The following is a 12,668-nucleotide window of genomic DNA, read 5'->3' on the forward strand; positions in this document are numbered from 1 at the left end:
ATATCATGAAGCAAGTACTTGATGTCCATCAAAAACAGAAAGCCCTTAAAAAAGGGCTTTCATCGTGAATTTATAAAACAATTATAACAGTCTGATAATACACTCTGGGTACACGCCTATCACTAAAGTAAGTAGAACGGTTGTAGCCAAAACGACTTTAAAACTCAGTGGTAGGATAATAGCTTCACCTCGACCTTCCTCTGTTTTAAAATACATATGCACCACTACACGCAGGTAATAATATACGCCGATTCCCGCATTTAAAACGGCCAATAACAGCAAAACGATGTGATAGTCCTGCATCGCTGTATTAAACATCATAAATTTACCGATAAAACCTGCAGTCAACGGGATTCCCGCTAAAGACAGCATTGCTATCGTAATCACAAAGGCTAAAAACGGATTTGTTTTTCCCAAACCGTTGAATGCAATAAACTGATCCGATCCTTTGGCACGCTTTACCAAAATAAGACCTGCAAATGCAGCCACAGAAGAGAGCGAGTAAGCGATAGCGTAAGTAAAAATGCTAGCCGTTGATGTAGCCCCTAAAGCCACAATTGCAAACAACATATAACCTGCATGCGAAATACTAGAGTAAGCTAGCATTCGCTTGAAGCTTGCCTGCATCATTGCTGTAATGTTACCGATGAACAATGTAATAATAATCACCACCAGAAGAACAGGAGTCCAAAAGTCGTGTAATGGAACAAACACATAACTAAATAAACGCAAGAAGCCCGCAAACGAAGCGACCTTCACGACGGTACTCATATAGCTTGTAATCAATATCGGAGCTCCCTCATAAACGTCTGGCGTCCAAAAATGAAATGGAGCAGCACCAACTTTAAAACACAATCCTATTAATAGCAATAAAACACCCCCGTAAAAATAAGGAGATATCTGTTGCGGATTATCAATCAAATATTGACGCACGCCTGTAATATCGAAAGTCCCGGTAGCGCCATAGAGCAGCGTAATCCCAAACAACAAAAAACCGGTAGAAAATGCCCCCATAAGGAAGTATTTAAGCGATGCCTCATTCGAACCAAAGTCCGTCTTTCTAATACCTACCAAAATATACAAAGCCACCGACATCACCTCAATACCAATAAACAACATTGCAAAGTTATGGTAGGAACTGACCATTAGCGCTCCTGTCAATGAGAACAGAATCAAGCAGTAATACTCCGCTACGTTATTACTGATCGAGCTAAAATAAGCTTTAGAAAGCAACAATATCAATCCTGTAGTAACGATACACAATATAGAAAAAGCAAGCGCAAAATTGTCAAATATTACCATCCCATTATACAAAGGTTGAGCATCCCCATTCCAAAGCGCGAGCTCAAAACCTAAGGCAATCAACAAGCCGATAAGTGTAACGGGCAGCAAAGCAGACTTTGCTTTGAACAATCCCAAATACAATACTAAAATCCCTAATAACGAAAGCGTAATAATCGCACCCATAATATATTAACTTATACTTGCTTTAAAATTTAACCTGCTGTAACAGTTGCGTCACCGACGCCTCCGATAAATGCAACAACCCATTTGGGAACACTCCTAAGTACAATACAAACGCCGCGACAACCAACAACAAAACAACCTCATGACCTTTGATGTCTAAAACAGCATCCTGTGCAGGAGAACCTGCACCCAACATCGTTCGCTGAAATAACCGCAACATATATACCGCTCCAAAAATCAGCGTCAATCCACCAAAGACAGCGTAGAATACGCCTACGCCATAAATACCTTTAAGTAATAAGAACTCCCCAATAAAACCATTGGTCAACGGCAATCCCACCGCACCCATAATAATAAGCAAGAAGAAAACAGCCAACTTAGGCATACGTTGTGCAAGACCTCCGAGCTCACTTAAGCTACGGGTACCTGTCCGCTGAGCGATAATATCCAACACGAAAAATAAACCAATAACACTGATACCATGGTTTACCATCTGCATCATTGCACCCTGCATACCTTCTTGGTTCCAAGCAAAAATACCAGCACCGATTAAACCAACGTGAGCAATCGACGAATAAGCGACAAGCCGCTTAGCATCCTGTTGCTTAAATGCAATAATGGAAGCGTAAACAACACCTACGACACATAAAATCAGCGCAAGTTGTCCATAAGCAGCTACCCCTAGTGGGGCGATCGGAATCAACCAACGAATCAAGCCATAAGTTCCCATCTTAAGCATTATACCTGCAAGCAGCATCGTGCCTGCTGTAGGAGCATTTGTATACGTATCCGGCTGCCACGTATGAAAAGGAAAAATAGGAATCTTAACCGCAAAAGCGATAAAGAAAGCCCAGAAAATCCAACGTTGCGTACCGTCCTGAAGCGTCAAAGAAGCAAAAGACTGCCATTCAAAATCTTTAGTCGCTGTTTGCTGATAAAGATATAAAATAGCAATCAGCATCAATAAAGAACCAAAGAAGGTATAGATAAAGAACTTCAGATTAACACGAATACGATCCCCTTCTCCCCAAAGTGCACAAATAAAATAGATTGGAATCAAGGCAACCTCCCATCCTACGTAGAAAGAAAAAGCATCCAGCGCTACGAAAACCAAAATCAGCCCCGCCTGCATGAAAGATACCAAGGCATAAAAATTTCCCTTTAGGGTCTTATTAAAGGTAGAAAGAACAATTAAAGGGATCAATGCATTAGTCAACAGGAGCAAAGGAAGGCTAATACCGTCCAATCCAATATGGAAGCGAATCCCTAAACTCTTTATCCAATCAAATGATTGCTCAAACTGAATAGTGGCATCGGGTACAAATTGACATAGAAAAGGAATCGTCAGTGCCAACTGCAACACCGACAAGCTCAAAGCGCCCCACTTGGCAGAAGACGAAGACTTCACAAATGCTAAAACTAAAGCACTTACAAGCGGGAGTAACAACAGTATAAATAGGTTATTCATGGATTACTTTGATTACAAATAGCTATACATTCAAAAAACCGTACAAAAGGATAGCAATAACCCCAATGACCATCATAAAAATATAAAAACCAACGTGCCCAGTCTGCAGTTGACGGATTCCCCGGCCAGAAGACATAAAGAAACTTCCAACACCATTTACAAAACCATCGATCCCTGCTTTGTCGACAACGTGGTACAAAAATTTAGAAAGCGCGTTTAACGGACGGACGAATAAGAGATCATATAACTCATCTACATAAAGCTTGTTATAAGAAAGCTTATATAAGAACCCCTGTTCTTGGCCATCGGCTCCAGGAATCCTCTTTTTCTTGACATAAGTTGAATAAGCTATAATGGCCATAACCAACGCCGCTAGGGCTGAGGCCCCCATCAGAATATATTCCGTATTATGGTCAACATGAATAGCTTCTACACGACTATTGCTATAAGCAAATATCGGGCTCAGGAAATTCGCAAGCCAATTGCCCCCTCCGAGTGCTTCAGGTATATTGAGTATCCCGCCACCTGCCGCAAGAATCGCCAACACCACAAGAGGCAGTAACATCGTCACAGGAGATTCATGCAGATGACCCTTTTGATGTTCAGTCCCCCTAAACTCCCCGAAAAATGTAAGGTACAACAACCGAAACATATAAAAAGCAGTGAACAGCGCACCTAAGAAGCCCAGTCCCCACAATAAAGGATTGGAAACAAATGCATGGGCCAAGATTTCATCCTTAGAGAAAAATCCAGATAAAGGAGGAATTCCCGCAATAGCTACAGTTCCTATCAGCATCGTAAAGTAGGTTATAGGCAGGTTCTTTTTAAGACCTCCCATCTGACGCATATCCTGCTCATCACTCATCGCATGAATGACCGATCCTGCACCTAGGAAAAGCAAAGCTTTGAAAAAAGCATGGGTCAATACATGGAAAAAAGCGCCCGTAAATGCACCAACACCCAATCCCAAAAACATATAACCAAGCTGAGAAACAGTTGAATACGCCAGCACTTTCTTAATATCATTCTGTGTAATAGCAATAAAAGCAGCCACCAGTGCTGTACACACACCGATCGCAGCAATGATTTGCATCGTGACAGGTGATAGCGTAAACAGAATATTCGAACGCACAATCATATAGATACCTGCTGTGACCATAGTTGCCGCGTGGATCAGCGCCGAAACAGGAGTCGGTCCCGCCATCGCGTCCGGCAACCAAGTAAACAAAGGAATCTGTGCCGACTTACCAGTTGCAGCAACAAATAATAATAAGGTAATCAACAGGAGTGTAGAGTCACCTATTGGAAAACTGGACGCTTGCTGAAAAACAGCATCAAACTCCAGGGATCCAAATGTAGCAATGATAGCAAAAACAGCAATAAGGAAACCCAAGTCCCCAATCCTGTTCATTACAAAAGCCTTCTTAGCAGCGCTTGCGTAGCTTGAGTTTTTATACCAGAAACCAATGAGTAGATAGGAACACAACCCCACGCCTTCCCATCCAATAAACATTATCAGATAGTTAGACCCCAGCACCAGGAGCAACATAAAGAAAATAAACAGATTCAAGTAAGCAAAGAATTTACCAAAACCTACATCGTGACTCATATAACCTATCGAGTATAAATGGATTAAAAAACCAATCCCCGTAATAATAAGTAACATTAATGCGCTCAACGGATCAACCAAGAAAGAAAAACTAATATCCAGGCTTCCAACGCGAATCCAATCAAATAAATTATATGCAAAAGCGGACTCTTGTCCTGCATTCCGAGCAGCCAAGACGTCACCAAATACCATACAGCTCAATATAAAGGACACCAATACCACACCACTGCCAAATATTCCAATAGCACGCTTAGGGAGAAAGTTCCGCCCCATTCCATTGACTACAAATCCAATTAGGGGTAGTAAAGGTATCAACCAAATTAGTTCGATCATATAACTAGTTCTACTTAATTTTTACCAACGTAATTTACTCAACGACTCTATGTCTACTGATTTCGTATTGCGGTACACCATGATAACAATAGCTAGCCCTACAGCTACTTCTGCTGCTGCCAAGGCCATGATGAAGAATACGAACACCTGCCCACTGGCATCTCCACGGTAGGCAGAAAATGCAGCCAGCAATAAATTAACCGAATTGAGCATCAGTTCAATCGACATCATAATGATAATAACATTACGACGAATCAACACACCAATAATACCAATTGCAAAAATGACACTGCAAAAAATCAAATAATGATTTAATGGTATCCCTTGTATATTTTGAATAAGATTATCCATTATGCTTCTTTCGTTTCTTTTTTAGCCAACAATATAGCTCCGACCATCGCTGTTAACAACAATATGGAGGATAGCTCAAACGGCAAGAGGAACTCATCAAATAAAACCTTGCCCAGATTCTTCACAAGCCCTACATCCGTATTTCCTGTTACAAATTCATTACTGCTCTCGAGCACCTTAAAGGCTCCCAAAAAAGTCGCCAGCATACACATCCCTGCAACAGCCCCCATAACCTTTACTACGTTGGACTTCATAGGTTCTATATCTTTATTGAGATTGAGCAGCATCAAGACAAATAAAAACAAAACCATAATCGCCCCCATATAGACAATGAAGTTGACAACAGCTAGAAACTGTGCATTTAACAAAATATAGTGTACCGTAAAGGTGAAAAAAGTGACAACCAAATATAGTACGCTATGCACAGGATTCTTTGTGAAGATCGTCATCAGCGCAAAGAAAATAGACAAAAAGGCAACAAAATAGAATATAGTCATTTGCTTAAACGTTTTCTCTGTTTAGTTTCGTAATATCAAATTTGGATTCCACCAATTTATCTTTACCATATATAAAATCCCGTCGTAAATACTCCGCCGTCACATGGGGACCATCCAAGTATATCGCTTCTTTAGGACAGGCTTCTTCACAAAGCCCACAAAAAATACAACGCAGCATATTGATTTCATAAACAGAAGCATATTTTTCCTCACGATACAAATGCTCTTCGCCTTTCTGGCGCTCAGCCGCAGTCATAGTAATAGCCTCAGCAGGACAGGATAGTGCACAAAGCCCACAAGCGGTACAGCGTTCACGGCCTTGCTCATCACGTTTTAAAGAATGTTGTCCTCTGAAATTTTTAGAATAAGGACGTATTTCCTCCGGGTATTTAATTGTTGGTATCTTCCTAAAAAAATGTTTAAGGGTAATAGATAGCCCCTTGGCAATAGCCGGCAAATACATGCGTTCCCATATATTCATTGGCTTCTGCTCAATTACCTTCTTTCTATTGCTTAATGATTGCATAACTGTTGTTTTGTTATCAAGTTATCGTGTTAACTTGTTATCCTGTTAACTTGATAACTCGTTCACCTGATAACTCTCCCTAAAAATAAGTATCCTTGACTAATGTAATTACTCCGGTCAGTACAATATTCGCTATAGCTAAAGGAATAAGGACTTTCCACCCAAGGTTCATCAATTGATCATAGCGGAAACGTGGTAATGTCCAACGTATCCACATGAAGAAAAATATAAAACCGAATATTTTTAAAAAGAAAACGATTACACCAATAATAGTAATCCAATTTTCCGACAGACCAAGTTCATACATAAATGGAAAATTATAACCACCAAAGTACAATGCAGCCATCAACGCCGAGGACACAAACATATTGATATACTCCGAGAACATATAAAGTCCCAGCTTCATCGATGAATATTCGGTATGGTATCCGCCCACCAGCTCCGTCTCACATTCAGGCAAATCAAATGGCACCCTGTTACACTCGGCAAATGCACAAGTAATAAAAATCAGGAAGCCCAGAGGTTGTACCCATATGTTCCAATTCACGAAGCCCGATTGTTGCGCTACGATATCCTCCAATTGCAGTGTACCCGTCACCATCAATAAAGCAATCAGAGACAATCCCATTCCAATCTCATAACTGATACTCTGAGAGGCAGCACGAATAGCACCCATCAAAGAGAATTTGTTATTGGAGGCCCAACCACCAAGCATGATGCCATACACGCCCAACGCAATCACGCCAAACATATAAAGCACACCGATATTGATTCCTGAAGCAACCTGTAAAGAGATTACCTTTCCATTAATAGTCAGGTCCTGTCCCCAAGGGATGACAGCCGAACTGATACACGCGGTGATAATAGCGATCACCGGCCCTAGAATAAAAAGAGGTTTGTGTGCGCCTGACGGGATGATTTCTTCTTTAAAGAAAAACTTACCGCCATCGCACAAAGGCTGCAACAGGCCAAAAATACCAGCTCTGTCCGGACCGTGTCGATCTTGCATAAAACCAGCAATCTTACGCTCCGCAAGAGTAGAATACATCGCGATCACCAATGTAATGGTAAACACAATTACTACTAAAATCAATTTTTCTAAAATAAAAGCTACTTCCATCGCTGATTTACTTTAACCGTTCTGTTCTAGCCAACTGTTCCTCATTGGCTAACTGCAATTTTTTATTTTCATGAATCACCGATGGTGGGTTGAACGCCAAGTAATGATTGGCTCCAATCACCGACTCGTGGTCCACCGGCGTAGGCTCTTCCAGTGTCCAGTCCGAAGTATGTTTGGTTTCAAAACGGCAAGTATTACAGATAAAGTCTTCTACTTCTCCATATTCATCTTTTCTGCCCGTAACCCGTAATACCTCATCCCCTTTGTACCAGAGTGTCACTTTGCCAGCACAAGTAGGACAATTCCGATGAGCATCGACAGGTTTTGTAAACCACACGCGGTTTTTAAAACGAAACGTCTTATCCGTCAAAGCTCCCACAGGACATACGTCGATAACATTACCCACAAAATCGTGATCCAATGCCTTTTCTATAAAAGTCGAAATCTCTGAATGATCACCTCTGTTCAACACACCATGCTCCCGTTCCTCTGTCAGTTGATTGGCCACGTATACACAACGGTAACATAGAATACAACGATTCATATGTAACTGTATCTTATCACCAATATCAATACGTTCAAACGTACGACGCTCAAATTCATAACGTGTCCCCTCATTACCATGTTCATACCCCAGATCCTGTAATTTACACTCTCCAGCCTGGTCACATACCGGACAGTCCAAAGGGTGATTGATCAAGAGCATCTCCACAACTCCTTTTCGAGCTTCAACAACATCGGGTGACGTGATATTCTGTACCTCCATACCATCCATGACAGTCGTACGACAAGATGCTACGAGCTTCGGCATAGGACGCGGATCCTTCTCGGAACCCTTAGACACTTTGACCAGACAAGTACGGCACTTACCCCCAGTTCCTTCCAACTTAGAATAGTAGCACATCGCGGGCGGAACAATATCTCCACCGATCTGACGTGCTGCATTTAGAATAGTAGTCCCAGGATCTACCTCTACAGGTATACCATCGATCGTTACTTTAAATTTTACAACTTCTTCAGCCATCGTTTCTGCTTTCTACTAGATAATTATCCCTTTACTGCATTACAGGTTTTATAGGATCCGCATAGTGTGCCAGTCCATAATTCCGCGATTGTGACTCTCCCGAATGAAGTACATGCCATTCGAATTCATCCCTAAAGTGCCGGATTGCCGCAGCAACAGGCCATGCCGCAGCATCACCTAGCGGGCAAATAGTATTCCCTTCTATTTTGCGTTGGATATCCCACAACAAGTCAATATCCGCAATAGTGCCTTGTCCGTGCTCGATTTTATACAGCACTTTCTCCATCCATCCTGTCCCCTCACGACAAGGCGAACATTGTCCACAGCTTTCGTGATGATAGAAGCGCGTAAAGTTCCAGGTATTGCGGACAATACATTGGTCCTCATCAAATACAATGAAACCACCCGATCCCATCATCGTACCCGTTTGGAATCCACCGTCCGCTAAAGACTCATACGTCATTAAGCGGGCATCACTGTTGATCGTCTTACAGATCAGGTTAGCAGGCAGGATCGGAACGGAAGATCCTCCAGCGACCAAAGCCTTTAACCGTTTTCCATTGGCTATACCTCCACAATACTCGTCCGAGTAAATAAACTCCTCGACAGGTACCCCCAACTCAATCTCATACACTCCAGGATTTTTCACATTTCCACCCGCGGAGATTAGTTTCGTTCCTGTACTGCGTTCTATACCAATCTTTGCATACTCTTCGCCTCCATCATTTATGATCGGCACAACAGATGCAATAGACTCAACATTATTTACAACCGTAGGGCATCCCCAAAGCCCAGCAACCGCCGGAAATGGCGGTTTAATACGTGGATTACCACGCTTACCTTCCAACGATTCCAAAAGAGCCGTCTCTTCTCCACATATATAAGCCCCACCACCCGGTTGTACATAGATTTCTAAGTCATAGCCGGTGCCGAGTATATTCTTACCTAAAAGTCCCGCAGCTTTCGTTTCGGCTATGGCACGTTCTAAAATTCGAATCTGCGGCATCATCTCCCCCCGCACATAGATATACGACGTATTGGTACCTAGCGCATAACTCGAGACAATCATTCCCTCAATTAATGCGTGGGGGATATGCGTCATCAAATATCTATCCTTGAAAGTTCCTGGTTCCGATTCGTCCCCATTGCACACCAAGTACCGAGAAACACCCTCTGGTTTTGCCAAGAAACTCCACTTCATCCCCGTAGGGAATCCGGCGCCGCCACGTCCACGTAATCCAGATTTCTTAACTTCCTCTACGACATCGTCAGGAGACATGTTTTTTAATGCTTTTTCTACAGCACGGTATCCCCCTTTTTGGCGATAGACGTCAAAAGTTTGAATACCCGGCTCATTGATATGCTCTAATAATAATTTACGTCCCATATGTTTTAAGCTTGCTGTTTAGCCTTATTTCGTAAAGTATCAATCAACTCATCGACACTCTCTTCTGTTAAATTCTCGTAAAAGGTATATTCCGGTCCTATCTGCAGTACCGGTCCATAACCGCAGGCAGCCATACACTCCACTCCACGCCAAGAAAACAGGCCATCAGTCGTAACTTCCCCTTCTTTCACTCCCAAACGTTTTTCAATATGCTGCATAATCTTTTCCGCGCCGACTAGGCAACAAGGCCCTGTCCGACACACTTCCAACATGTATTTGCCCTGAGGCCTTAAAAAATACATCGTATAAAAAGTAGCAACCTCATATACCTCAATGGGCTGGATATGAAGATAAGCCGCCACCTTATCCATACTAGCTGTACTCAACCATCCATACTCCGCTTGAACGAGGTGAAGAATGGGCAGCAATGCTGCCTTTTGGCGACCTTCGGGATATCGAGAAACGATCTCTCCAAACTGCTCTAAAAGTACCGCAGAAAATTCTACCGGTTGGTTCTCTTGTATACTAAGCATCTAATTCTCCCGCTATTACATTTAAACTACTCATATTGATAATCGCATCCGATATCAACATACCGCTACTCATTGGCGCAAACATCTGATAATTGATAAACGAAGGTCTTCTGAAATGAAGTCGGTAGGGAGTCCTTCCGCCATCGTGTATCAGATAAAATCCAAGTTCACCGTTCGCACCCTCTACCGAATGATATACTTCAGATTTTGGAGTATCCCATTCACCCATCACGATTTTGAAATGATAGATCAACGCTTCCATATTATTAAATACCTGCTCTTTTGGAGGTAGATAAAAATCAGGAACGTCTGCATGAAATATGCCTTTTGGCTCTTTTTCTATTTTTTCCAATGCCTGTTGGATAATACGCATAGACTGCCACATCTCCGCGTTACGAACCATAAAACGGTCATAGACGTCTCCATTCGTTCCTACAGGAACATCAAACTCAAACTCTTCGTACGAACAATAAGGCGCGGTTACACGTACATCATAATCTACACCGGTAGCACGTAAAATCGGGCCGGACCAACAGTAGTCCAAAGCCTGCTCTGGTGTGACCGCTGCCACCCCCGAAGTCCGTTCTATAAATATACGGTTGCGCACAAACAGCTCTTCAAACTCGCTCAAAACTGGAGGATAGCGCTTTAAAAACTCTCTAATTTTATCAAATGCAACTTCATTGAAGTCACGTTCAAATCCACCTATACGGCCAATATTTGTAGTCAATCGAGCTCCACATATTTCTTCAAATATCTCATAGATAAATTCCCGCTCCTGCATGACATACAAAAAGCCCGAAAACGCCCCTGTATCAACTCCCAAAATACCATTACAGATAATATGGTCAGCAATACGAGCAAGCTCCATGACAATAACACGCATATATTGTACGCGCTTTGGAATCTCGATATCCAACAGCTTCTCGACGGTCATATGCCACCCCATATTATTGATAGGTGACGAACAATAGTTCAAACGATCCGTCAGTGTTGTAATCTGATAAAAAGGACGGTGCTCCGCTATCTTTTCAAAAGCACGATGTATATAGCCTATCGTAGAGACACCACTCACGATTCGTTCCCCATCAATCTGCAACACATTCTGAAATACACCATGTGTAGCTGGGTGGGTAGGCCCGAGATTGAGCGTTATCAACTCATCTTGCGGGTCATTATCAAAAAAAACAGGGCTGTTTGGGGTTATCTTGGTTATTCGGTTACTCATCTTAATCTACACTTGAAGTTAACGGCCAAAATAAAAATCTTTCTTGTCTATCCGATTAGGATCTTCTAGCGGATATTCTTTCCGCATCGGGAAAACCCCTAAATCGTCCATGTTTAAAATACGTCTCAAATCCGGATGTCCTTCAAAATGAATCCCAAAAAAATCATAGGTCTCGCGCTCCATCCAATTGGCCCCACTCCATAGGGAGGTAGCCGAAGGTACTGTAGGCTGTTCACCGCCGACAAAGACTTTAATACGAATACGTATATTCTGAAAAAGATTATGCAGGTGATATACTATTGCATATTGTTTGTTCTGATTGGGATAATGAACAGCTGTAATATCGGTCAAATAGTTTAACCGGAGCATTTCATCATTCTTGACGAATGCTAGCAACTCCAAAATATCAGCAGACTCCGTCTCTATGGCCAATAGACCGTGCGGCTCACCTAAAAAACGAACCCTATCGTTAAAAACAGACTGCAACCGATCGATTATAACTTGATTATCCAACTTATTCATTGTTTGCTTCTATTCCGTACTTTTCTAATAATGCTTTATACTCTGGAGTATTTCTTCGATTCAAGGACTCGCTTTTAACAATTTCTTGAAGCTTCAGCACACCATCTAAAATAGCTTCAGGGCGAGGGGGACAACCCGGCACATATACATCCACAGGGATGATTTCATCAACTCCCTGAAGAACAGAATACGTGTCAAAAATCCCTCCACTAGATGCGCAAGCTCCAACAGCAATCACCCAACGAGGCTCAGCCATCTGTATATAGACCTGCCTCAACACTGGCGCCATTTTTTTGGCAATAGTACCCATCACCAACAGCATATCGGCCTGACGAGGCGAAAAACTAGGCCGTTCTGCACCAAAACGAGCTAAATCATAGGTAGAACCCATGGTAGCCATAAATTCAATACCGCAACAAGATGTCGCAAAAGGCAAGGGCCATAGCGAATTCGCTCGAGCCAATCCAATGGCTTTATCTAAGGAAGTGGCAAAAAATCCAGCTCCTTCCACACCCGGAGGCGCTTCGGCTAAGGTAACTTTGCTCATAATTAGTCTTCTTCTTTCCGTAGTTTATTTCTCGGCTCAATATAATATTTTTAATC

Annotated in this window: 13 protein-coding genes; all 13 read right to left on the reverse strand. The window is 42.3% G+C overall.

Annotation, left to right across the window (positions count from 1 at the left end):
• Positions 1-81 precede the first annotated feature (81 nt).
• The gene (locus tag JKG61_RS17205) at positions 82-1,467 is read right to left on the reverse strand and encodes an NADH-quinone oxidoreductase subunit N (protein WP_202104186.1); all 1,386 of its coding nucleotides are present in this window, start codon (positions 1,465-1,467) and stop codon (positions 82-84) included.
• A 22-nt stretch (positions 1,468-1,489) separates the two neighbouring features.
• Positions 1,490-2,935 (reverse strand): complex I subunit 4 family protein, encoded by a 1,446-nt coding sequence (locus JKG61_RS17210; protein WP_202104187.1) that lies wholly within the window; start codon positions 2,933-2,935, stop codon positions 1,490-1,492.
• Positions 2,936-2,957: 22 nt separating this feature from the next.
• The gene (gene nuoL / locus JKG61_RS17215; protein ID WP_202104188.1) at positions 2,958-4,877 is read right to left on the reverse strand and encodes an NADH-quinone oxidoreductase subunit L; all 1,920 of its coding nucleotides are present in this window, start codon (positions 4,875-4,877) and stop codon (positions 2,958-2,960) included.
• Positions 4,878-4,898: 21 nt separating this feature from the next.
• Positions 4,899-5,228: an NADH-quinone oxidoreductase subunit NuoK gene (nuoK, locus tag JKG61_RS17220; protein ID WP_202104189.1), complete on the reverse strand. Its 330-nt coding sequence runs from the start codon at positions 5,226-5,228 to the stop codon at positions 4,899-4,901.
• Positions 5,228-5,725, reverse strand: a complete 498-nt coding sequence (locus JKG61_RS17225) for an NADH-quinone oxidoreductase subunit J family protein (RefSeq protein ID WP_021068285.1) — start codon at positions 5,723-5,725, stop codon at positions 5,228-5,230. The genes nuoK and JKG61_RS17225 overlap by 1 nt, the downstream gene beginning before the upstream one ends.
• A gap of 4 nt (positions 5,726-5,729) precedes the next feature.
• On the reverse strand, positions 5,730-6,251 hold the full coding sequence (locus tag JKG61_RS17230; RefSeq protein WP_021068286.1) for a NuoI/complex I 23 kDa subunit family protein: 522 nt from the start codon (positions 6,249-6,251) through the stop codon (positions 5,730-5,732).
• A gap of 79 nt (positions 6,252-6,330) precedes the next feature.
• A complete protein-coding gene (gene nuoH, locus JKG61_RS17235) occupies positions 6,331-7,371 on the reverse strand; it encodes an NADH-quinone oxidoreductase subunit NuoH (RefSeq protein ID WP_021068287.1) in 1,041 nt (346 codons plus the stop codon).
• A gap of 7 nt (positions 7,372-7,378) precedes the next feature.
• Complete coding sequence (locus JKG61_RS17240; protein ID WP_202104190.1) at positions 7,379-8,395, reverse strand: 2Fe-2S iron-sulfur cluster-binding protein; 1,017 nt, start codon at positions 8,393-8,395, stop codon at positions 7,379-7,381.
• Positions 8,396-8,426: 31 nt separating this feature from the next.
• Positions 8,427-9,782, reverse strand: a complete 1,356-nt coding sequence (gene nuoF, locus JKG61_RS17245) for an NADH-quinone oxidoreductase subunit NuoF (RefSeq protein WP_202104191.1) — start codon at positions 9,780-9,782, stop codon at positions 8,427-8,429.
• Positions 9,783-9,787: 5 nt separating this feature from the next.
• Positions 9,788-10,315: an NADH-quinone oxidoreductase subunit NuoE family protein gene (locus tag JKG61_RS17250; RefSeq protein WP_202104192.1), complete on the reverse strand. Its 528-nt coding sequence runs from the start codon at positions 10,313-10,315 to the stop codon at positions 9,788-9,790.
• On the reverse strand, positions 10,308-11,543 hold the full coding sequence (locus JKG61_RS17255; protein WP_202104193.1) for an NADH-quinone oxidoreductase subunit D: 1,236 nt from the start codon (positions 11,541-11,543) through the stop codon (positions 10,308-10,310). Before JKG61_RS17255 ends, JKG61_RS17250 begins: the two co-directional genes overlap by 8 nt.
• 18 nt (positions 11,544-11,561) lie before the next feature.
• Positions 11,562-12,065 (reverse strand): NADH-quinone oxidoreductase subunit C, encoded by a 504-nt coding sequence (locus JKG61_RS17260; protein ID WP_202104194.1) that lies wholly within the window; start codon positions 12,063-12,065, stop codon positions 11,562-11,564.
• The gene (locus JKG61_RS17265; protein ID WP_202104195.1) at positions 12,058-12,612 is read right to left on the reverse strand and encodes an NADH-quinone oxidoreductase subunit B; all 555 of its coding nucleotides are present in this window, start codon (positions 12,610-12,612) and stop codon (positions 12,058-12,060) included. The genes JKG61_RS17260 and JKG61_RS17265 overlap by 8 nt, the downstream gene beginning before the upstream one ends.
• Positions 12,613-12,668: the final 56 nt, after the last annotated feature.

Origin of the sequence: Sphingobacterium faecale (assembly GCF_016746095.1) — a bacterium.
Taxonomy (GTDB): domain Bacteria; phylum Bacteroidota; class Bacteroidia; order Sphingobacteriales; family Sphingobacteriaceae; genus Sphingobacterium; species Sphingobacterium faecale.

Bases quoted from the DNA above. Each gene is read 5' to 3' on its own strand.
- JKG61_RS17205 (WP_202104186.1), bottom strand. From the start codon at position 1,467: ATGGGTGCGATTATTACGCTTTCGTTATTAGGGATTTTAGTATTGTAT.
- JKG61_RS17210 (WP_202104187.1), bottom strand. From the start codon at position 2,935: ATGAATAACCTATTTATACTGTTGTTACTCCCGCTTGTAAGTGCTTTA.
- nuoL (WP_202104188.1), bottom strand. From the start codon at position 4,877: ATGATCGAACTAATTTGGTTGATACCTTTACTACCCCTAATTGGATTT.
- nuoK (WP_202104189.1), bottom strand. From the start codon at position 5,228: ATGGATAATCTTATTCAAAATATACAAGGGATACCATTAAATCATTAT.
- JKG61_RS17225 (WP_021068285.1), bottom strand. From the start codon at position 5,725: ATGACTATATTCTATTTTGTTGCCTTTTTGTCTATTTTCTTTGCGCTG.
- JKG61_RS17230 (WP_021068286.1), bottom strand. From the start codon at position 6,251: ATGCAATCATTAAGCAATAGAAAGAAGGTAATTGAGCAGAAGCCAATG.
- nuoH (WP_021068287.1), bottom strand. From the start codon at position 7,371: ATGGAAGTAGCTTTTATTTTAGAAAAATTGATTTTAGTAGTAATTGTG.
- JKG61_RS17240 (WP_202104190.1), bottom strand. From the start codon at position 8,395: ATGGCTGAAGAAGTTGTAAAATTTAAAGTAACGATCGATGGTATACCT.
- nuoF (WP_202104191.1), bottom strand. From the start codon at position 9,782: ATGGGACGTAAATTATTATTAGAGCATATCAATGAGCCGGGTATTCAA.
- JKG61_RS17250 (WP_202104192.1), bottom strand. From the start codon at position 10,315: ATGCTTAGTATACAAGAGAACCAACCGGTAGAATTTTCTGCGGTACTT.
- JKG61_RS17255 (WP_202104193.1), bottom strand. From the start codon at position 11,543: ATGAGTAACCGAATAACCAAGATAACCCCAAACAGCCCTGTTTTTTTT.
- JKG61_RS17260 (WP_202104194.1), bottom strand. From the start codon at position 12,065: ATGAATAAGTTGGATAATCAAGTTATAATCGATCGGTTGCAGTCTGTT.
- JKG61_RS17265 (WP_202104195.1), bottom strand. From the start codon at position 12,612: ATGAGCAAAGTTACCTTAGCCGAAGCGCCTCCGGGTGTGGAAGGAGCT.